We start from the raw sequence: 21,862 nt of genomic DNA, 5'->3' as shown, positions 1-21,862 counted from the left end.
GCTCTTGCTAAGTTAACGAGGCGGCTGATGAATCAATTTGCGATAGTATGTCTGGATAATAACCCCATTTGTATCGAACAATTTCAAGACGACCTCGTATTTTTTTCTGACTGCTTTGATCTTTACTGTGTTGAGTCCATTGAAGATGCACAACAAACCGTTGAGTTTATTTTTGAGCAAAACCAATCAATTGCCCTATTTGTCGCCAGCCATCACTCGGCTCTAGCGGGTGCAGACTATTTAACCACGCTCGATAAATCCAGCCAGACTCAAAAGAGTCGAAAAGTGTTAATTCTAAGTGATGAAAAAGATCTTCCTGCCATGCTAAATACAGTGAACGAGGGTCGCTTGGATCACTGTTTGACTAAGCCATTGGCAAGTAAGGTGTTATATACTATAGCAAAAAGGGAGCTTACCAAATTCGTTATCGAAAATGATAGCGACAACTTGTTGCATTACAGTCAAAGCCTCGAAAACGAGACATTGCTCACTGCACATATTAACCAATCGATGCACCAATATCGACAAGGGTTCATGCGTAACTACCATGACCTCTCCGATCAGCAGCTAGCTGAAAATGTTATTGTCGCGTTACATGATTTTTTCGATATAGAAGATGAAACACGAGCATGCCGAACTTACTCAAAAAACCATATTCTGACAAAAGAAGGAACTGAAAATGAATTTTTGTGGTTCATTACTAGTGGTGAGGTGGCCCTATACAAGTTGGATGATAATGGACACCGTCGCGAGGTGATCAGACATACTAAAGGTGGAATGGTCGGTGGCATGTCCTTTGTAACAGGTGAAGCTTCCTTCTCTACTGCCATTACACTGAGTAAGACAGAAGTTATAAAGCTGGATAGAGATGTTTTTTCGAAAGTAATGCATTCGAATAGCGAACTACTGCCACTATTTACTAACCTGCTGCTAAGGCATTTTAATCGCCGCCTACAACGCAGCATCAATACTAAGATGCAGCTTCAGGAAACATTAGATTCTTTAAAAAACGCCCAAAACCAGTTAATCGAAAGAGAAAAGATGGCGGTGCTGGGGCAACTCGTTGCTGGTGTTGCTCATGAACTCAATAACCCTGTTGCAGCAATAGCTCATCAAGCGGAAAAATTAACTGCGACATTAAATACGATTTTAGACAAACATCAGGACACCACCGAAAAGCTGCTTCATCCAACGTATAGAAATATGTTTGAACAAGGAAAGACTACGACACCACTATCAACTAGTGAGCAACGAGAACGAGTAAAATGCATCGATCAGAGACTGAATAACCGGTTGTTAAGTAAAAAGCTTGTTCGTTTAAATTTAGACTCAAGCCAAGAGGTCATCGATAGCGCGCTTCACTTTCCACAACAAACCCAATTCGAAGTCAATGAGCTGGAAAACTACGTTCAACTCGGTGAATCGCTACGTTCAATTCGTGTCTGCTCTGAACGCATCACACAAATGGTCAAAAGCCTTAAATCGTATGCAAGAAAAGACACAGAAGTACGTCAATTAGTCGACGTTCATGAAGGAATTGAAGATACAATCGTTATCTTCGAGAACAAGTTACAACACCATAAATTGATTCGTAAATACAGTGCAATACCTCACTTGTACACGATGGGAAACGCACTGCAGCAAGTATGGACAAACTTTATTTCTAATGCGCTTGATGCATTGGGTACAACCTCTGGAGAAATCACTATATCCACGGCTGAATTTCAACGAAATAACGTCCACTATGCGCAGATTTCCGTCAGCGACAATGGTATCGGTATTGAGGATGAAAGACTGCCTCATATTTTCGAACTAAACTTCACAACAAAGAAAGAAGGTCATTTTGGACTCGGCATAGGGCTTTCTATCTGTCAACAGATCATACACCAGCATAAAGGATGGATTGATGTAGAGTCCCAATCAGGTAAAGGAACAACCATCTCAGCGTATCTTCCACTACCGCAATAAAAGCAGGAGAGCAAGAATGAACCATCAAGAGTTTCTTATCCTATGTGTTGATGACGAACGAGAAGTTTTGGATAGTGTTGTCCAAGACCTTGAGGAATTTGAAGAGCACTTTGTGTTAGAAGCTGCAGAGTCTGTATCCGAAGCTCAGGAAGTGATTGCTGACTATGCTGCTCGCGACATTCCCTTAGCACTCATTCTATGTGATCACATTATGCCGGAGCAAACGGGTATTAGCTTTCTAATCGAACTTAATGATGAAAAGGCAACCTATCCAACCCGAAAACTGCTCTTAACAGGTCAGGCAGGACTTGATGATACAGTCGAAGCAATTAATCACGCATGCCTGGATTTTTACGTTAGTAAGCCATGGAATGGCGATGAACTACGCAGCACTATACGCCATCAGCTTTCTTTATATGTTGTCAGTCAGGTTAAAGATCTCAAGCCTTGGGTTACCATCTTAGAGCCAGAACTGCTGTTAAAAAAAATGGCCGATAGTCGTATCGACTACGGGGAATAGCTAAAAGTGGCATCATATTTGCTAAATTTCTGTTAGAAAGTCGGAACTATGACGCTCTAGCGTAGATTTTTTCACTATAAGTGTTTAAAAATAATTGAGATAGGTTAATCAAACGTTAAGTGTCAATTTCTAGGGATTCAATAACAACAGGTTTTAGCCATGCGTAAAGTCATAAGTGCAACATTATTATTAGCAGTATCAGGTTTAACACAAGCAGCGGTCGATCCCAACAGCTCGTCAGTTATGAGTAACTTTAGCTACGATTACGTTGAAGCTCGTGTCGGCGCAAGTCCTAATACTTACGGTGCGGGTATGAGTATGTCAATCCATCCCAACGCACATGTTATTGGCCGTATCGATTCAGAACTTGAAGGTGATATGGATGCATCTGGGGGTGTCGGATTTCATGCACCGATAAATAACTGGGCCGATTTCACAGGTGAAGCGCTACTTAAATATATCGATCCTGAACATGGTAGCAGCGACACTGGAATGGAGCTAAACCTCGGAGTACGCCAGTGGTTGGGGCCACAATTAGAAGTCGGTGGTAAAGTAGGTTATTTGACGATCGACGACAACGATGATTGGCTTGGTGCTGCTTTTGTCCGTTTTCATTCTACCGAACTATTCTCTGTCGGAGCAGAAGCACGCTTTAACGATGTCTATGACGACCAGTTAATGTTTAGCGCGCGCTTTAAATTCTAACTTTATTCATATAATGAGCACCGATTTGCGGTGCTCATTTAATTCATCGCCACTCAATGCTCAGCCCGTTCCAATTCATCTACATTTTTTAGTAGTTGTTCTATTTTTGGTTGCTGGATTAACTGCCAATGACAGCCATGAATCGCACCATATATTTTTAGTAAACACTTAACATCGGTTGCCTGACCATAATATTTGGCCTTAACCTTTGTAAAGGCTCGCTCCGCGCCAAGTGAGTAGAGTTCTTTTACAGAATATATGCCAGATTTTTTTAACATACGTTCTAACGAGATATTCATGTTCGCTAACTCTCTCAATCGCCTGCTCTCTGCACTATGACTGTAGTCATAGTGACGAGTAGCCAGATGCCGTGAAGAATAGACCATTGCTTCAACGTAAGAATGATGATTGATCGCGAGCTGAGTAATATCGAAATAATTTACAGTCGATGTTGAGTTTTTCTTTTTTAAAACAAACCGTTTGCAATTGAACTCACTAAACCATTCATCAAGCCAACCTCCTCCTTTGAGAAATAATTTGTCTTCACCAATGATGGCAAACATTGCACCACGCCAAAATACGCCGGTACTACCAAATACCGATTTTGTTGTCATCTCATCAGTTAACACAAAAGAATGTAGATACTCACCGTTCACGTTTGATTGGATTTTCATTGGACTAATACACCTTTATTTAATTTATAATAATCTTTCATAACCATTTAATAATTTTGGTGAATATTAGAACATTCAAATGCAAATTAGGTGTAAGCCATATGAGACTGGCGACTTTGTCATCAACTCAGGAATGATATTTTCGTATTTATGCGAAAAATCTCTCATATTTCATTTAGCACGCCAAAAAATTGTCATTTAATTGAGACAAAATATTGCAGCATAGGATAAAGCCATGAATAATATTAGTACATGCGAATCAAAGACATCTACTATGGATCACGTTTCTTTTTTTTGGACACCTATGCACCAACAAGATATGTTTGGTTCTGTCGAAAATGACTTTTGTCATATGGTCGACAGCTCTCTAGAGAATGGCAAAATAGTGCTGCCCCCTATTCCTAACGTCGTTTTGGAAATTCAGCGCCTATGCACCGAAGACAACACGACTATTGTTGATGTTTCCGAATGCTTGCTCAATGACCCTAGCCTAACAGCCGTCGTATTAAGAGTAGCTAACTCAGTCATTTTCAATCGACGCAACATTGTTTTTTCTGACGTAAACTCAGCGGTATCTAGGCTGGGGATTTTACGTGTTAGAGATATTGTTACTGCTCAATCAATCGAGCAATTAAAGTATTCCATCAATCTGGAAAACAGTTGCAAACAAATTCTCAGACAAAGTGCCATAAATTCAAGAGAACTTGGGGCAACGATGGTACTCATCGCTAAGCGTTTCAAGGAAATTAATAGCAATAAATACGATTACCTTGAACCGGACAAAGCACTTTTGGTAGGACTGTTAGCAGATATCGGTTTATTTTGTTTGCTTAGTGAATACCAAATGTTCCTTGACCGCGGAAACTATATCGAAAAGAACATGGCGTTGCGTATTTTCGAAACAAAGTGTTCTGATATTAGCTTACATGTGCTCAAATGCTGGGGTTTTGATACTGACTTTCAAGAAGTGGCTAGTAATCAGTCAATCACCCAACAAGGCCATAGTATTTCATATCTTGAGATAGCCCAACTCGCCTATTATCTTTTATTGGCAAGAAAACAAGACGAAGATATAGACGAGCCAGAGCTTGAGTTAAGTGTCGATGGTGCTCAAGTGCTCTACGATTTGAGTAGCAAAGCAACACACGAATTTGACGCACTGGTCTCAGACGTTGTGAATTCATCTGGCTTTTGATGTACTGTGTAAACTAACCTAAGCCACTCTTAAAATAGAGCGGCTTCAGGGAATTTGTCATGAGCAGGATAAAGACCCAAATCCAATAACGTTTGGATCTTAGTCATTTGTCCAGTGGCAATAAAAAGTTACGTTTTTATTTACAGCCAACTTCATGTAAGGTTCATCTATCTCATAACATTCATAAAATCTCAATTGCGAGAGTATATTAATAGCCCATATGAATGTTTAGAATTTCATCTATCTATGTAAGATAATTTCTCTAATTTGTAATGTTGATTTCAGAATCTATCGATATTGTCCAAATTTGACTAAATTTTCGAAAGTAGCCCAACATTTTTGAAATTTAGTTTGAGGCTTGTCATATTCTTATCATTTGGTATTTTGAAGTACTACAGAAATGCGATGACTTAGGTTTATACTGCTGGTAAGCGTAGGCTTAGATCATTTTAAGGGGCATTCCCTTTTTTCAGTTAATTTTAACTTGGCCATCGAACAACCTCGTGTGAACACTATGAATACATTAGAAAAGATTCAAAATAACTTAGAAAATTTTAGCAAGTCGGAACGTAAGGTTGCTGAAGTAATTATGGCTTCACCGCAAACAGCAATTCATTCAAGTATTGCGACGCTTGCAAAGATGGCCGATGTCAGTGAGCCCACAGTAAACCGTTTCTGTCGCCGTCTCGATACAAAAGGCTTCCCAGATTTTAAACTGCATTTGGCTCAAAGCTTAGCCAATGGAACACCTTATGTGAACCGTAATGTCGAAGAAGATGATGGTCCTGACGCTTACACACATAAGATATTTGAATCGACTATGGCGTGCCTGGATGTTGCCAAAAATAGTCTCGACCCAATTCAGATTAATCGTGCAGTTGACCTTTTGACTCAAGCAAAGCGTATTTCGTTTTTTGGTTTGGGCGCCTCTTCCGCTGTTGCACGTGACGCTCAAAACAAATTTATCCGCTTTAATATTCCAATTTCGTGTTTTGAAGACATAGTGATGCAGCGTATGAGTTGTATCAACTGTACAGACAATGACGTGATTGTTCTCATTTCTCACACAGGTAGAACAAAAAGCCAGGTCGAAATAGCTAACTTAGCTCGTCAGAATGGCGCTACTGTTATTGCGATTACAGCGAAGGATTCTCCACTAGATCAATGCAGTTCATTATCTATCTGTTTGGACGTTCCAGAAGATACTGATGTATACATGCCAATGGCAAGCCGAGTTGTACAGATGACGGTCATTGACGTGTTAGCGACTGGATTTACGTTACGCCGAGGTAGTGGTTTCCGTGATAATTTAAAACGCGTTAAAGATGCGTTGAAAGATTCGCGTTACGATAAACTTCCCCAGCTTTAAGAAATCGAAAAGGAGGCTCAAGCCTCCTTTTTTTATTTTATGCTCAGCTTATTCTGTACTCGCTCCATGCACCAGTGTCGGGTCGGATATGTACTCTACTTCGTTGTATTGCTCCGTAACCTCGTCATGACAGTTACCATCACAAGAGCAAACCTGATCCAATATCAACATCAGTCTTTCTTTGGTTAAAGGAATAGGATTTCCCTTTATAGAAAAGGAGACTAATGCGTCATCTGCTACATCCTCAAACGAGGTCTTACAGACACCAAAGTCTCCCAGATCGGGTATGGGTAATTGATTAAGCATCATGTTAACCCAGAGAACGGAATCTTCAACGTGAGTATGCTTTCTACCAGTGAGAATTTGAGCCAGCTTCATATATCGCTTTAGAATGTCTTTGCGCCCCTGCTCACGAGCAGCATTGATGTTCTCTTGCATGACGTGTGGAGCGAGTCGCGCAGTAATAACCGCATGCGGCGCGTCCAATTTTCCACCCAGAGCTGACGCCAGTCCGTGTGCAGCACCTAATTTAGCATTACTTAAAGCCATGCCGCCGAGCATTGCAGCGAAAGAGATATCGCTTCTCGCAGCATGATCATCGTGCAAACAAGCAGCAACTATCGACGTCCTGATCCTTTTCAACCCCTCTTCACATATCATGTCCGTAATAGGATTAGGCTCACCGCACACATACGCTTCCATAAGATGAACAAAAGCATCCATTGCGCCACGAGACGATTTGTAGGGATCCATTCCATAGGTTAACGAGGGATCGATTAGCGCCACGTCAGGTAGCATTTCTGGCCCACGGAGACTGACTTTGATTTTGTCTTGCCCGGATTTTAACACCGCATTCTTAGTGACTTCAGAACCAGTCGCGGCGGTAGTGGGGATAGCAATAAATGGCAGAGGTTTCGCTTTTAAAGGAACTCTCCTCCCGACAGCCTCAACATAATCATAAAGATTACCCTTATTGGGAATCAGCGCGGCTAAAGCTTTACCAGTGTCGATAACACTGCCCCCGCCAATTGCCACTACAACATCAGGCTTAAAGAGTCTCGCTCTCTGTGCAATTTCCTCCACGACTTTGATGTATGGCTCACCCGATATTCCGACATGCTGGTAATGCATCTTTTGCGCTTTAAGATACTCAACAACGATATTAAAGCGAGAAGGGTCTTTTCCTGAAACGAGTAGCACACTGTAGCCATATTGATTTATTATTGACAGTGATTGTTCAAGAACACCTTCACCGAAGCAAATTTTCGTTGAGGTCATAAACTGGAACATGACTTTACACTCCTACCTCTGATACTTTTTTTTAAATCTTGAACCCTATTACGAAATATTTATTTGATTCATTACAATTTGCTTCAAACTTAGCGCAATATAATTGCTAGATATTGCGCATGCTCACAGGATAGAAAGAAACCACTTTTCTATTTCATCAAGAATGATGTATCAGAATTGATGGGAATCTAATCAATAGATTTTATCTATTAAAGCAAGAGGTGCTTGCTGCTTTATTTTCTCAACTAATTCGTGCAATATGTATTTATAGAAAATAAGGAGAAAGATATGTTTGTAGTGATATTTGGTCGTCCCGGCTGTCCATTCTGCGTTCGTGCAAAAGAGCATGCCGAAACTCTTAAAGAAAAACGTGATGATTTTAACTATCGTTACGTTGATATCCAGGCAGAAGGCATCAGCAAAGCAGATTTAGAGAAAACGGTTGGTAAACCTGTAGAAACAGTTCCACAAATTTTCTTAGACCAAGAGCACATCGGTGGATGTACTGAATTTGAAGCTTACGCGAAAGAAAACTTAGGCCTATTTGATTAATATTAAATCAAATTAAGCTTCTAAAAACCCGCACACTGCGGGTTTTTTTATTCTCTATTAAAAAATCGTGAATTTATAAAATTTACCGTTATATTTTTTATTATTTACTATACAATTATTCGGCAATTACATTACTTTTTGGCATAGTTAATTAGAGTTTGCCGTGAATATAGACGTCGTTAGTTTGCTAGATCAAAATCCGATTTTATTAATCTTTGTTGTCCTTGGTATTGGCTTGGCGATAGCAAAAATTCGAATCGGTAGTTTCCAGTTTGGAAACTCAATTGGGGTTCTTATGACAGCCCTTGTCATGGGACATTTAGGCTTTTCATTCAATCCAGAAGCCCTCACCATTGGCTTTATGCTTTTTATCTACGCTGTAGGTATAGAGGCTGGACCCAACTTCTTCGGTATATTTTTCCGTGATGGAAAACATTATCTTGTTTTAAGTCTCGTTGTACTTCTTTTCGCTAATCTCATTGCCTACTTTGGTGGACAGCTACTCCATCTTGATTACGGTCTGTCTGCCGGGATGATGGCTGGGGCGTTAACTTCGACACCCGTACTTGTCGGTGCTCAGGATGCTCTCAATTCTGGTCTAGCCAATATTCCTCACAATATGAACCTGAGCATTGTGCTGGAAAACGTATCGGTTGGTTACGCGATGGCTTACCTGATTGGACTAATCAGTATGATCATTTTCGCCAAGTTGCTACCAAAGCTGCAAAAAGAAAACTTATCTGATTCAGCTCAGCGTATCGCTCGCGAACGTGGCTTAGGTGGGAACGGGCAAAGAAAAGTCTACCTCCCCATTATTAGAGCCTACCGTGTCGGTAAAGAACTGACAGATTGGATAGATGGCCGAAACCTTAGAGAATTGGGTATTTATCGTCAGACAGGTTGCTACATAGAGCGTATCAGACGTAATGGCATTCTTGCCCACCCTGATGGCGATGCCATTCTTCAAGAAGGTGATGAAATAGCACTAATGGGATTTCCAGACAGTCACGCGAGGCTCGACCCAAGCTTTCGTAACGGTAAAGAGGTCTTTGATCGAAACTTACTCGACCTTAGAATTTCTGATGAAGAGATCGTGGTCAAAAGTGACAGCATCGTTGGAAAACGTCTCTCCGATCTTAACTTGTCAGAATACGGCTGTTTTTTAAACCGGGTAACCCGTGCGCAAATCGAAATGCCTATGGACCTCGATATTGTTCTGGCCAAAGGTGACGTACTTCAGGTTAGTGGTGAAAGAACGCGCATCAAAGGACTGGCAGAAAAGATCGGTTTTATCTCTATCCATAGTCAGGTTGCCGATTTACTCGCATTTTGTGGTTTCTTCATTCTGGGAATATTACTCGGTCTTATTACCATGACGTTTGGTCATGTATCATTTGGCTTGGGTAATGCTGTTGGACTGCTTCTGTCAGGAATTATGCTTGGTTATCTTAGAGCGAACCACCCTACTTTCGGCTATGTTCCTCAGGGTGCTTTAAATATGGTCAAAGATTTGGGCCTGATGTTTTTCATGGTGGGTATCGGCTTGAGTGCCGGTGGAAAAATGTTTGAGCATCTCTCTGAAATTGGTATTCAAATAATCGGTCTTGCGTTGTTAGTCAGTGTGGTCCCGGTATTTTTTGCCTATCTTGTCGGAGCCTATGTTCTAAAAATGAACCGAGCGCTTTTGTTTGGCGCAATCATTGGAGCCAGAACTTGTGCACCAGCAATGGATATCGTTAACGATTACGCGAAGTCCACCATACCAGCACTTGGGTACGCTGGGACTTATACTATTGCCAATATTTTAATGACTCTGGCTGGCACAGTTATGATTCTTCTTACCTAACATCTGTATTTTTTGACTGATAATAATAAAAAAGGCGCCATTCGGCGCCTTTTTCAATAACATTGTCTGATTATAAATCAATTACATCAAATTTAACTTCTGGGTTGACGTCCGCTTCATAATCCACACCATCAATGCCAAAACCAAACAGTTTTAAAAATTCCTGTTTGTATGCATCGTAGTCAGTCAGTTCACGTAGGTTTTCAGTAGTGATTTGAGGCCAAAGATTCTGACAATGAGCCTGAATATCATCTCTGAGTTCCAAGTCATCCAAACGTAGACGATTTTTATCATCTACAGCAGGAGCCGATTGGTCTGCACGATACATACGTTCGCTGAACAAACGATAAATTTGCTCCATACAACCTTCGTGAATGCCTTCTTCACGCATTTTCTTAAACACCATCGCGATATAAAGAGGCATAACAGGGATCGCAGAACTTGCCTGAGTCACTACTGACTTGAGAACAGCAACATTCGCTGAACCACCCTTCTCACCAAGCTTATTGTTAAGCTCAGTAGCTGCGCGGTCTAGGTCCATTTTTGCACGACCAAGCGCACCTTCCCAGTAAATTGGCCAAGTTAGCTCAGTACCAATGTAGCTATAAGCCACAGTGCGACAACCTTCAGCAAGTACACCAGCTTCATCCAGTGCATTTACCCACAGTTCCCAATCTTGTCCACCCATAACAGTAACAGTATCTTCGATTTCCTGTTCTGTTGCAGGTTCAACACTCGCTTCGATAATCACGTCACGGTTAGTGTCAACAGCAGTTGAAGTGTAGGTTTCACCAATTGGTTTTAGAGAAGAACGAATCAACTCACCTGAATCAGGTAGTTTACGAACTGGAGAAGCCAGTGAGTAAACAATAAGATCAATTTGACCTAGATCTTCTTTAATCAGTTCAATGGCTTTCTGTTTTGCTTCGTGAGAAAAAGCATCGCCGTTGATACTTTTCGCATAAAGACCTTCTTCATGCGCTAATTTTTCAAACGCTGCCGCGTTGTAGAAACCAGCTGTACCCGGTTTTTTCTCGGTACCTGGCTTTTCAAAAAATACGCCGATAGTTGAAGCGCCACCGCCAAATGCAGCTGCGATGCGAGATGACATGCCATAGCCGCTTGATGCGCCTACAACCAGAACACGCTTAGGCGCATTCTCGATTTTACCTTTCGCTTTGGTATATTCGATTTGCTCTTTGATATTCGCTTCACAACCCACTGGGTGCGTCGTTGTACAAATGAATCCACGGATTTTAGGTTTGATGATCATATTCAACTTCCTTTAAAAAACCTCGCTAGGATAAAAGTTTCCAACATAAAACTCATCTTATTTATGTAATTTCTAACAAAAAAGCGAACAGGTAAGAGTTCTTGCGCACTTTAATCGTTCAATTTTTATCCTAATAAAAAATATTTAAAACTTTTTGGAACTATTTCCGATGAAGGCCGTCTGAATAAGTACACGTTAACGGTAAAACTACATGTTTGTTTGCCAACATACAGTTTACTTGTTTACGCTGCTTTTTCTTGTTAACTCCTATTTATGCCCAGCACAACTTTTAGTGCTGGGTTTTCTTTTTCTAGGAGCCCACGTCCCATCCAATTCCTGCTGATTTCGTTCTAAAATTTTCGACATTGTGACTTCAGAAGTCAAATTATCTCCGACATCATTGTGATATATTACGCGCGTATTGCAAGGAGAGTATCCAATGATTGCCCTATCCCACAGCCCAGTGACGGAGCACAACTTTCGCGGATTCCCATTTTACTTAAAAAGAGATGATTTGCTTCATCCTCATTTTTCAGGGAATAAAGCGCGTAAATTAAAGACGTTGATGGAAGAACCGTTACCTCATATCAAAACACTGATTAGTTATGGTTCCCCTCAAGCCAACTCATTGTACTCGTTTGCTGCTCTGGCATATTTACGTGGCTGGGAGTTCGAATTTTACGTCGACCATATTCCCGAAATGTTAGTTAATCATCCTATCGGTAACTATAAAGGTGCTATTGGACTAGGCGCAAAAGTCATTCCAGTTCAGCAACGGGCAGAAAAAGGAACACATCCAAAAGATTTCATCAATGATATTCGGCAACCGGACGAAAGCTGCCTTGTCATCCCTGAAGGTGCTCGCTGTGGGCTGGCTGAAGAGGGAATAAACTCACTTGCATACGAGTTACTTGATTTTATTAGATTGCACCAGCTGCAAAATGTTGTTGTCGCATTACCTTCTGGCACTGGAACAACTGCCATTTTCCTACATAACCAACTAAAAGAACATGATGTCGAGGTTCTGACCTGCGCCTGTGTTGGGGATAACCAATATCTTGAGTCCCAGTTTAAAGAACTAAAACCAGACACAACCTTTCCAACGATCTTATCACTCGAGAAGAAGCATCATTTTGGCAAACTATACGACGAACATTACGCCATATGGGATGAACTCAAACTAGAAACGCAAGTAGAGTTCGAATTGCTATACGATCCAATTATGTGGCGTTGCCTCGAGGAATGGCTGCCAAACAATCAAGATAAAACACTAATTTATCTTCATCAGGGCGGTATTTTGGGTAACCAAAGTATGCTTGCTCGATATAAATACCGTCTCAGACAAAAACTCTCATGAGATAAATCACAATTCGAACATTAAGACTCTTATCAGAATATACCTTAGCTAAGCTTTATTCAGGATAATCATAATGAGCAATGTGTATGATGATAAGAGTATGGTTTCTAGCCATAGCTATTTTTAGTTCTCCTACTATCGCCCTAGCAGAAGGACAGACTTTTGGAATTGTTGCAAAAAGTCTTGATGATGCCAACTTTACGGATACATGGAGAGGCTGTAATGAAGCCGCTGCAAAAAATAATGACAAATGTGTTCTTATTGGCGAACACGGCCCTGCCCACGCAAGACGCCAAATAATAGCCATAGAACAGGCAATACATGACCATTCTCTCTCCGCACTAGCCATTTCCGTCACTAAGTCTGATTTTCTTGCTAAGCACCTAAGTAGCCTGAATATTCCTGTGATTGCATTTGATTCTGACTTTAACTCAGCGTATCAGTCCGCACGCAAAACGTTTGTGGGTATGGATAACAAAGCACTGGGTCGCCAACTCGGTGAATTGGCCAAAAAACTCTACCCAAAAGGTGGTATCGTATGCATCATGACAGCCCTTTACCATCCGAACTTAAAGGAAAGAGTCGAAGCTCTAAGAGAATCCTTGAGTCAAAACAAGACAGTAACCAAGCATCTCGAAGGAGAAAATAATTGGTATGAATGCCCTCGTTCGCCGTTAGATACCTCGGGAGATGTCAATAAGGGTTTAACACAAGTCGAATACGCTCTAAAAAACATCCGACCTGATTTGGTCATTTCCGTCGGACATTGGCCTGTTGTAGAAGAAGGGTTATACCGACAGACCGTTGAACCGTACAAGAATCTACTTACTACAGGTAAGGTGAAAATGCTGGTCACGACAAGTACCATAGTCACAACAAAAGACGCATTACTCGATGAGAATCTTATTCATGGTTACGTCTATGTTGATTTCAGTGAGATTGGCAAAGAAACCTATTCAGTATTACGCAAAGTAGCGAATGGTGAAAGTGTGGAGCCTTACTATTATGTTCCTAATGGCGAGCGTTTAATGCCCCTTCCTAAAGAACAATAAGAACAGATCAAATTATTAACAAAATACTTGTAAAAGTGTTTTGTTTGGTTTATTTGTATATACATATTGAATATACAAATGGACAGGACAATGCATTGGATTTTAAAAAACGTTCATATCGTCACTATGGAGCAAGGAGAGAATGGCTACTCAGTATCCAACTTACGACATATTGAGATAAAGAACGGCCAGATTTTTGCTGTCCATCAAGACATCAATGAGGTCGCTACCGGTATAGAAGTAATAGATGGCCATGAAGCGTTAGTCTCTCCAGGACTTATTGATTGTCATACTCACTTAGTTTTTGGCGGTAACAGAGCCAATGAATTTGAAATGCGCTTACAAGGTGTACCTTACACTGAAATTGCCAATCAGGGCGGTGGAATCATTGCTACCGTTAATGCCACGCGCGCAGCGTCAATAGACGAGTTAGTTGAATACGCTTTACCTCGCCTTGATGGCTTGATTCGCAGTGGCGTCACAACGGTAGAAGTTAAGTCAGGTTATGGTCTCAATTTAGAAGACGAAATTAAAATGCTGAAAGCCGCAAAAATACTGAGTGAACTTCGTCCAATCAAGATTCAAACAACCTTACTTGCCGCTCATGCGATTCCACCTGAATACAAAACCTGCCCAGATGACTACGTGAACTTAATTTGTGACCGCATTATCCCGGAAGTGTCCAAGCAGAATCTTGCTGATGCCGTTGACGTGTTCTGTGAATCTATTGGTTTTTCACTCGAGCAAACTGAAAAAGTCTTTCAATGTGCCATTAAATACGGGCTGAAAGTTAAAGGGCATACTGAACAGCTTTCGAATTTAGGAGGCAGTGCGCTTACCGCAAAATATAATGGCCTTTCCGTCGATCACATCGAATATCTAGATGAGGCTGGCGTCAAAGCTATAGCACAAAGTGACACTGTAGCGACACTCCTACCCGGTGCGTTCTACTTTCTAAGAGAAACTCAGTATCCCCCTGTGGAATTACTACGTGAGTTCAATGTTCCCATCGCCATATCAACGGATGCAAACCCAGGTACGTCACCATTCTACGACCTAACACTAATGATGAATATGGCCTGCACTATTTTTGGTCTTACGCCAGAAGAATCATTGCGCGGCGTCACCTGTAACGCAGCAAAGGCGCTTGGTCTTGAAAGCATGATCGGTCAGATAAAACCCGGAATGGCTGCAGATTTAACATTATGGAATACCAATCATCCAGCAGACTTGAGCTATCAGTTTGGCCACCAGAAGGCACTGGCAAGAATCGTTGATGGGCACTATTACACTATTTAACACTGTATAACAGTTGCAAGACATATCGCTATTAATAGCGATAGAACAAGGAGTTACACTATGTCAGCACAAGATAAAATCGGAACGCGCCTAGATGAGTCGCGAACTATCCGCGCACCACGAGGTACAGAACTTAATGCAAAATCATGGTTAACCGAAGCGCCTCTGCGCATGTTGATGAATAACCTTGACCCCGATGTTGCTGAACATCCACATGCACTGGTGGTTTACGGCGGTATCGGCCGAGCAGCTAGAAACTGGGAATGCTATGACAAAATTGTAGAAGTATTACAACGCCTTGAAGATGATCAAACACTGTTGATTCAATCAGGTAAGCCAGTTGGTGTTTTCCCAACACATAAAAACGCACCTCGCGTTATGATTGCCAACTCCAACATCGTTCCTCATTGGGCTAATTGGGACCATTTCAACGAACTCGATAAAAAAGGCTTGATGATGTACGGCCAAATGACCGCGGGTTCTTGGATATACATCGGCTCTCAGGGGATTGTTCAAGGCACCTACGAGACATTCGTTGCAGTCGCGAAGAAACACTTTGATGGAGAGTCAAAAGGTCGTTGGATTTTAACTGGTGGTTTAGGTGGTATGGGTGGCGCACAAACGCTAGCCGCAACGATGGCTGGTTTCTCAATGCTCGCCGTTGAATGTGATGAATCACGTATCGACTATCGTCTACGTACCGGTTACGTTGATAAGAAAGCAACTACACTCGATGACGCATTAAAAATCATCAATGAATCTGACGAACCTGTATCTGTCGGCTTGTTGGGCAATGCGGCTGACGTGTTTAAAGAACTGGTTGATCGTAACATTACTCCAGATGTGGTTACTGACCAAACGTCGGCGCATGACCCGCTAAATGGTTACTTACCTCAGGGTTGGACGATGGCGCAAGCAAAAGACATGCGTGTAACTGACGAAGCGACTGTCGTCAAAGCAGCAAAAGCATCGATGGCTGTTCAGGTACAGGCAATGCTTGATCTTCAGTCTCGTGGTGCAGCAACTCTGGACTACGGCAACAATATTCGTCAGATGGCTTTGGAAGAAGGTGTCAAAAATGCCTTTGATTTCCCAGGATTCGTACCTGCCTATATTCGACCTCTATTCTGCGAAGGGATTGGTCCTTTCCGTTGGGCCGCATTATCAGGCGATCCAGAAGACATCTACAAAACTGACCAAAAAGTAAAAGAACTGATCCCTGATGACCCGCATCTTCACAACTGGTTAGATATGGCAAAAGAGCGCATTCACTTCCAAGGACTACCTTCACGTATCTGTTGGGTCGGATTGAAAGACCGTGAACGTCTCGGTCAGGCATTCAATGAAATGGTAAAAAATGGCGAATTAAAAGCACCTGTTGTGATTGGTCGTGACCACCTTGACTCAGGCTCTGTCGCCAGTCCAAACCGTGAAACAGAAGGTATGATTGACGGTTCAGATGCTGTATCTGACTGGCCTTTACTCAACGCACTGCTTAATACTGCAGGCGGCGCGACATGGGTATCACTTCACCATGGCGGTGGCGTTGGTATGGGCTTCTCTCAACACTCTGGTATGGTTATTTGTTGTGATGGTTCTGATGATGCATCGGAGCGTATCGGTCGAGTTCTTCATAATGACCCGGCAACAGGTGTAATGCGTCACGCTGACGCTGGCTACGACATCGCTAAACAATGTGCAGCAGAGCAAAAATTGGATCTACCTATGCTTAATGCTGAACTGGCTAAATTGAAGTAAGGACATTTCATGTTTGATTTAACTATTCATCCGGGCCAATTGACCCTTGCGGAGATTCGTCGCGTAAGCCGTGAATCGGTCAAACTCTCTTTATCACCAGATGCGTACGAAGCGATAGAAAAAAGTACGAAGATGGTTGAGAAAGTAATAAGTGAAGGCCGTACCGTCTATGGTATCAACACGGGTTTTGGTTTGCTTGCCAATACTAAAATTGCGCCTGAAGATTTAGAAACGTTACAACGCAGTATTGTCCTTTCACATGCAGCTGGTATCGGCGAGTTCATGCACGACGAAACAGTTCGTTTAATGATGGTACTCAAAATTAACAGTCTGGCACGTGGATTCTCTGGTATCCGTTTGACAGTTCTGGAAGCTCTGATGACACTGGTAAACAGTGAGGTGTACCCATGTGTTCCCCAAAAAGGATCTGTGGGCGCATCCGGTGATTTAGCCCCACTGGCGCATATGTGTACCGTTTTATTAGGTGAAGGTCAGGCTCGTCACAATGGCGAAATCATCTCTGGTAAAGCCGCACTATCACTAGCTGGTTTAGAGCCAATTACTCTTGCACCGAAAGAGGGGCTTGCACTGCTCAATGGCACACAGGCTTCCACAGCGCTTGCTCTCGAAGGTCTATTTGGTGCCGAAGATCTATACGCTTCTGCTACAGTCTGTGGCTCAATGTCGGTTGAAGCGGCATTAGGTAGCCGCCGCCCATTCGATCCTAAGATTCATATAGTTCGTGGTCACCAGACACAAATCGATGCGGCGGCTGCCTATCGTTATTTACTGGGTGATGAGAGTGAAATTGGCGAATCTCACGCTAACTGTGAAAAGGTTCAAGACCCCTACTCTCTGCGCTGTCAGCCTCAGGTGATGGGCGCATGCTTACAGCAGATCCGTAATGCAGCCGATGTGTTATTAACAGAAGCAAATTCGGTTTCGGATAACCCATTGGTATTCCCGGATGAAGATGACATTATTTCTGGTGGCAACTTCCACGCGGAACCCGTCGCAATGGCAGCTGATAACCTTGCATTAGCCATTGCCGAAATAGGCAGTTTATCTGAACGTCGCATGGCACTTCTTATCGATAGCGGTCTAAGCAAGCTACCACCGTTCTTGGTGGATAACGGTGGTGTTAACTCAGGCTTTATGATCGCACAGGTAACATCCGCAGCACTCGCGAGCGAAAACAAAACACTGGCACATCCTGCATCAGTAGACAGCCTGCCAACGTCAGCTAACCAAGAAGACCATGTATCTATGGCGACTTTTGCTGCTCGCAGACTGAGAGATATGGGAGAAAACACAAGAGGTATTCTAGCGGTCGAATATTTAGCGTCGGCTCAAGGTCTTGATTTCAGAACACCGAAGAAATCGACAGCGAAAATCGAGCAGGCCAAAGCCATGTTGCGAGCTCATGTGTCTTTCTATGATAAAGACAGATATTTCGCACCAGATATTGCCAAAGCAAATGACGTTTTACTTTCTGCACAGCACAACGGCTTAATGCCAAAAGGACTACTACCAAGTGTTGGTTAAGCGTATTTAAATAATGATATAGTGAAGCCCAGCGATGCTGGGCTTCACTTTAACTATTGTGTCCATGTAATATAAATAAAATTTCCAATAAAGTATTCGTTCAATATGTAAAATAGCAGATTATGATTCAAGGAATACGTTAATATGGATAAGTGTAAAAGAACCATACCAGCACACAAGCATATCGCTTTAGTCGCTCATGACCACTGTAAAAAAGAACTTCTTGATTGGGTATCGACCAATCGCGAAAAGCTACAAAAGCACTTTCTTTATGCAACAGGGACAACCGGAAAAATTTTAAGTCAGGAAACGACCCTAGCTATTAGAAGACTCTACAGCGGTCCAATGGGGGGAGATCAGCAGTTAGGAGCGCTTATCTCAGAACAAAAAATTGATATATTAGTTTTCTTCTGGGACCCTTTAAATTCTGTATCTCACGATCCAGATGTAAAAGCGCTACTGAGAATTGCAAGTGTGTGGAATATCCCAGTAGCAACAAATCAAGCTAGTGCTGACTTTATTTTTTCGTCTTCTTTAATTGATTCGGACGTTGAGGTCGAAGTCCCAGACTATGAGTCATATTTAGAAAAAAGAAAGTAAATTCTTTTAACTAATATAAATAAAAACAAGCCTACTTTGACTTGTTTTTATTAAATGACCCATGATATCTATATTTTATGCTTTTTAATATGTTTATTTTTCCTATTATTTTCATTAAAATGGACATACTCTATCATCCATTTCTGAGAATTATCATTTACTTCAGTTTCTAATGTAACTTTATTGTCATCCCCACCAGTCAAATATAAATATGGATTTTCAACCGATTGAAATTTCACAAACTGATTATCAACATAAATGATATTGAAAAGTCCCCCTTTTTCATTATCTACCCAAGATCCTAACTTTTGTCCTGCAGTTGTAACTCCTGTCCATATGGCAGCTTCTCTTCCCCCTGACTTATTTAATAATGTTACGGTACCATCGTCTTCTTCAAGAATATGCCAGTACTGAGTCTGATCTTGAGAATTTGAACTTAATTCTTCAAGAACGATATCAGGAGAACCTGAGTTTCCTATATTTGCATCAGTAACATTACCTTGTGTGCCCAATACTGTATTAGTTTCTCCGTTGATGACCAAATAGTAACGACCATTGCTGTTTCCAAGGTCAACTTCTCCAAAGTTTATATTTGCACTGCTACTTGAGCTCCCCCAAGCAGCTTGGAGAATTACTATTTGCCCAGTATCTGAATCATATTGAAGATTTCGGCTGTATCCGGAGCCTATTGGCGTCTGATACTCCGTCCACACGCCATCACTAGCTCCATCTCGATTAACCCATATATTTCCACTCCCTCCCGCATTATACAAAATGCGACCATCAGGAAGACTAACTAGTACGGGGCTTCCTCCTTGGCCCAATGATGTGGAACCTGCTGACGTAGTTAAATGAGTAATTTCAAAATTATCGGAGAAACTAAATTCTAGCGGCGAATTAGCTAACTTATAACGGACATTAGCATTTCCGCCCCAGTATTCATAAGTCATTAACCATTTACTGTCCGTGGTCGCGACAACAGTAGTCATACCCGGCCTTCCTCCACCAATTTCGGTTTTATTTTCATCAACCGAAACAGCGTCACCAGCAACATCAATAACAGGATTACTCCATACGGCACCATCCCATACCCTATGCACTAAAACCTGTCCCCGACTATCAATTGCAGTATCATTATCCGGATCTAAAATAGGCTCTCTAGTCAGAGAATCGTAACCAATGTAATCATTCTCGTCGGAATAAAATGCCACAAGTTTATCGTTATAAACCATTAGGTAGGGTTCCCATAAAGGATCCTGCTGACGATATGTGTTCGCATTGGATACATTTGAAGAACCCGCACTGCCACCCTGCCAACCGCCATACGAAATAATACTTTCAAACTTCCACGTCATGCCGTTATCAGTACTTGAATACAATGCAATCGAAACCGTTGCGCGATCACCATCATTATCAGGCTCCCAGGTTGAATCTAGCTGTTTGTTTTCAATATAGAAATAATCATCTCCAGAAACAACGGACGCTAATAGTATTGTGTTCTGCGAAAAACCAGGAATATCTTTGGGAACACGATACAAATAAGGGTTTGTCCAGTTACTTACTAATCCTTGTACACGTTCATCATTACTCAAATAAGCAGGAGCGGGTACATCTGTTAAATATTGCCAGCTATCACCATTATCATCACTTTTATATATTGGTATTGTCTGACCTATCGCACTACCACTCTGTGGAACAACCGAATTTTCAAAAGCAGCTAGAAGTCGTCCGTTCGGTAACTCGACAGACTTAGGATAAACTGCACAGTTACCATGACCTTTCAAGCATGCGGTATTCGAGTTAACGGAATAAAGAGTCCCTCCAGCTGGGTTATACGCAAACGCAGGGTTTAATAGCATCAGAATAAAAACATGAATGAACAATACAGATTTTGATCTAATACATAACTTAATAAATGCATTAATAATAATCATATCAATACCTTTTGTATATATTTCATTAGGCGTGTTTAGCCCAGACCTAAAAACAAGTCAGAATAAGAGGATTAATTTATTTAATCTTCTTATTCGATGTAAAATAATTAGTGCGGTAACTACTTGGAGATGAGCCACAATGGCGCTTGAATATTTTTGAAAAATAAAATGGATCATTATATCCAATTAAAGATGCGATATCAGAAATAGAATTACTAGAAGTCTGAAGTAATATTTTTGCTTTAGTTATTCTCTGGGACTCCCTCCACATATTTAAGGTTTGCCCCATTTCACTTTTAAAAAGATGTGATAGCCTAGAAGGTGATAAAAACACTTGCTCAGCTAACTCATCAATAGATACATCACTTTCAATATTAGATTCAAGATAGTCACATATTTCTTTTATTCTAGGATCCTTTTTTGACTCTAATGTATCACTCTGACAGTAAACACCTTCTAAAATAATTCTTTCAAGTGTATTCATCGCCATCGCCTCTGAAAGATGGTTATTCTGGGAAAATCTTTGTATTGTCTCTATAAATAACGCCTTAATGTTAAAGAAATCATCAGAGTCACCTAAAGATAAAATCCCCACATCCTTATCATTTTGCCCCCAGTTTAACCAAGTAATCCAAAATGGCCTCGGGAAAAAGTATATCCAATAATGCTCCCACCTATCACTACGCTCCCAACGAGCATAGTGATGTATGATATCGGGTGGAAAAATTAGTAAATCTCCTTTTTTACAAAGAAACTCACCATTATTAGTCGTAATAACACCGATTCCAGCAACGGTCAGATTGATGATAAAGCCTCTCATCCCTTCAGGTCGATAAATAGGATTATCAAAGCAATTTCCTTTTTTTATCGGAGTGAAACCAGCAACTAAGTAGGAATCAAATGTAAAACACATACTTTCTCCTTA

Annotated in this window: 18 protein-coding genes; 13 read left to right on the top strand and 5 right to left on the bottom strand. The window is 41.4% G+C overall.

Annotated elements, in window-relative coordinates:
• Positions 1 to 27 precede the first annotated feature (27 nt).
• The 3 genes from EES38_RS08850 (at position 28) to EES38_RS08840 (ending at position 3,193) form a co-directional block, all read left to right on the top strand.
• Positions 28 to 1,968 carry an ATP-binding protein gene (locus EES38_RS08850; protein ID WP_124936820.1) on the top strand — a complete coding sequence of 647 codons (1,941 nt, stop codon included), beginning with the start codon at positions 28 to 30 and terminating at the stop codon, positions 1,966 to 1,968.
• A 16-nt stretch (positions 1,969 to 1,984) separates the two neighbouring features.
• The gene (locus tag EES38_RS08845; RefSeq protein WP_124936819.1) at positions 1,985 to 2,488 is read left to right on the top strand and encodes a response regulator; all 504 of its coding nucleotides are present in this window, start codon (positions 1,985 to 1,987) and stop codon (positions 2,486 to 2,488) included.
• A gap of 159 nt (positions 2,489 to 2,647) precedes the next feature.
• Complete coding sequence (locus tag EES38_RS08840; protein WP_124936818.1) at positions 2,648 to 3,193, top strand: hypothetical protein; 546 nt, start codon at positions 2,648 to 2,650, stop codon at positions 3,191 to 3,193.
• A 53-nt stretch (positions 3,194 to 3,246) separates the two neighbouring features.
• Here the strand turns inward: EES38_RS08840 and EES38_RS08835 are convergent, their stop codons facing one another.
• Complete coding sequence (locus EES38_RS08835; RefSeq protein WP_124936817.1) at positions 3,247 to 3,867, bottom strand: TfoX/Sxy family DNA transformation protein; 621 nt, start codon at positions 3,865 to 3,867, stop codon at positions 3,247 to 3,249.
• 274 nt (positions 3,868 to 4,141) lie between these two features.
• Here EES38_RS08835 and EES38_RS08830 point away from each other — a divergent pair, with 274 nt between their 5' ends.
• Positions 4,142 to 5,062, top strand: a complete 921-nt coding sequence (locus EES38_RS08830) for an HDOD domain-containing protein (RefSeq protein ID WP_124937190.1) — start codon at positions 4,142 to 4,144, stop codon at positions 5,060 to 5,062.
• 514 nt (positions 5,063 to 5,576) lie between these two features.
• On the top strand, positions 5,577 to 6,431 hold the full coding sequence (locus EES38_RS08825; protein WP_124936816.1) for a MurR/RpiR family transcriptional regulator: 855 nt from the start codon (positions 5,577 to 5,579) through the stop codon (positions 6,429 to 6,431).
• A 48-nt stretch (positions 6,432 to 6,479) separates the two neighbouring features.
• Here the strand turns inward: EES38_RS08825 and EES38_RS08820 are convergent, their stop codons facing one another.
• Positions 6,480 to 7,721: an iron-containing alcohol dehydrogenase gene (locus EES38_RS08820; protein ID WP_124936815.1), complete on the bottom strand. Its 1,242-nt coding sequence runs from the start codon at positions 7,719 to 7,721 to the stop codon at positions 6,480 to 6,482.
• Positions 7,722 to 8,009: 288 nt separating this feature from the next.
• Between EES38_RS08820 and EES38_RS08815 the strand changes: the two genes are divergently transcribed.
• Both EES38_RS08815 and EES38_RS08810 read left to right on the top strand, forming a co-directional pair.
• Positions 8,010 to 8,273, top strand: a complete 264-nt coding sequence (locus EES38_RS08815) for a GrxA family glutaredoxin (RefSeq protein ID WP_124936814.1) — start codon at positions 8,010 to 8,012, stop codon at positions 8,271 to 8,273.
• Positions 8,274 to 8,436: 163 nt separating this feature from the next.
• Positions 8,437 to 10,119 carry an aspartate:alanine antiporter gene (locus EES38_RS08810; RefSeq protein ID WP_124936813.1) on the top strand — a complete coding sequence of 561 codons (1,683 nt, stop codon included), beginning with the start codon at positions 8,437 to 8,439 and terminating at the stop codon, positions 10,117 to 10,119.
• 70 nt (positions 10,120 to 10,189) lie between these two features.
• Here the strand turns inward: EES38_RS08810 and fabV are convergent, their stop codons facing one another.
• Positions 10,190 to 11,392: an enoyl-ACP reductase FabV gene (gene fabV, locus EES38_RS08805; RefSeq protein ID WP_124936812.1), complete on the bottom strand. Its 1,203-nt coding sequence runs from the start codon at positions 11,390 to 11,392 to the stop codon at positions 10,190 to 10,192.
• A gap of 442 nt (positions 11,393 to 11,834) precedes the next feature.
• Between fabV and EES38_RS08800 the strand changes: the two genes are divergently transcribed.
• The 6 genes from EES38_RS08800 to EES38_RS08775 all read left to right on the top strand — a co-directional run bounded on the left by EES38_RS08800 (position 11,835) and on the right by EES38_RS08775 (position 19,003).
• The gene (locus EES38_RS08800) at positions 11,835 to 12,749 is read left to right on the top strand and encodes a 1-aminocyclopropane-1-carboxylate deaminase/D-cysteine desulfhydrase (RefSeq protein ID WP_124937189.1); all 915 of its coding nucleotides are present in this window, start codon (positions 11,835 to 11,837) and stop codon (positions 12,747 to 12,749) included.
• An 86-nt stretch (positions 12,750 to 12,835) separates the two neighbouring features.
• A complete protein-coding gene (locus EES38_RS08795; protein WP_166434227.1) occupies positions 12,836 to 13,801 on the top strand; it encodes a substrate-binding domain-containing protein in 966 nt (321 codons plus the stop codon).
• Between the two features lie 90 nt (positions 13,802 to 13,891).
• Entirely contained in the window at positions 13,892 to 15,100 is a 1,209-nt protein-coding gene (gene hutI, locus EES38_RS08790) for an imidazolonepropionase (protein WP_124936810.1), read from the top strand.
• A 60-nt stretch (positions 15,101 to 15,160) separates the two neighbouring features.
• Complete coding sequence (gene hutU, locus EES38_RS08785; protein ID WP_124936809.1) at positions 15,161 to 16,858, top strand: urocanate hydratase; 1,698 nt, start codon at positions 15,161 to 15,163, stop codon at positions 16,856 to 16,858.
• A 9-nt stretch (positions 16,859 to 16,867) separates the two neighbouring features.
• On the top strand, positions 16,868 to 18,403 hold the full coding sequence (hutH, locus tag EES38_RS08780; RefSeq protein ID WP_124936808.1) for a histidine ammonia-lyase: 1,536 nt from the start codon (positions 16,868 to 16,870) through the stop codon (positions 18,401 to 18,403).
• 144 nt (positions 18,404 to 18,547) lie between these two features.
• Positions 18,548 to 19,003 (top strand): methylglyoxal synthase, encoded by a 456-nt coding sequence (locus tag EES38_RS08775; RefSeq protein WP_124936807.1) that lies wholly within the window; start codon positions 18,548 to 18,550, stop codon positions 19,001 to 19,003.
• A 68-nt stretch (positions 19,004 to 19,071) separates the two neighbouring features.
• Here the strand turns inward: EES38_RS08775 and EES38_RS08770 are convergent, their stop codons facing one another.
• Together EES38_RS08770 and araC are read right to left on the bottom strand one after the other, a co-directional pair.
• Positions 19,072 to 20,937 carry a fibroblast growth factor gene (locus EES38_RS08770; protein WP_208020419.1) on the bottom strand — a complete coding sequence of 622 codons (1,866 nt, stop codon included), beginning with the start codon at positions 20,935 to 20,937 and terminating at the stop codon, positions 19,072 to 19,074.
• Positions 20,938 to 21,013: 76 nt separating this feature from the next.
• Positions 21,014 to 21,850 carry an arabinose operon transcriptional regulator AraC gene (gene araC, locus EES38_RS08765; protein ID WP_124936806.1) on the bottom strand — a complete coding sequence of 279 codons (837 nt, stop codon included), beginning with the start codon at positions 21,848 to 21,850 and terminating at the stop codon, positions 21,014 to 21,016.
• Between the last annotated feature and the right edge of the window lie 12 nt (positions 21,851 to 21,862).

Source organism: Vibrio viridaestus (assembly GCF_003856525.1).
Classification (GTDB): Bacteria; Pseudomonadota; Gammaproteobacteria; order Enterobacterales; family Vibrionaceae; genus Vibrio; species Vibrio viridaestus.
This window is presented reverse-complemented; position numbering and strand designations above follow the sequence as displayed.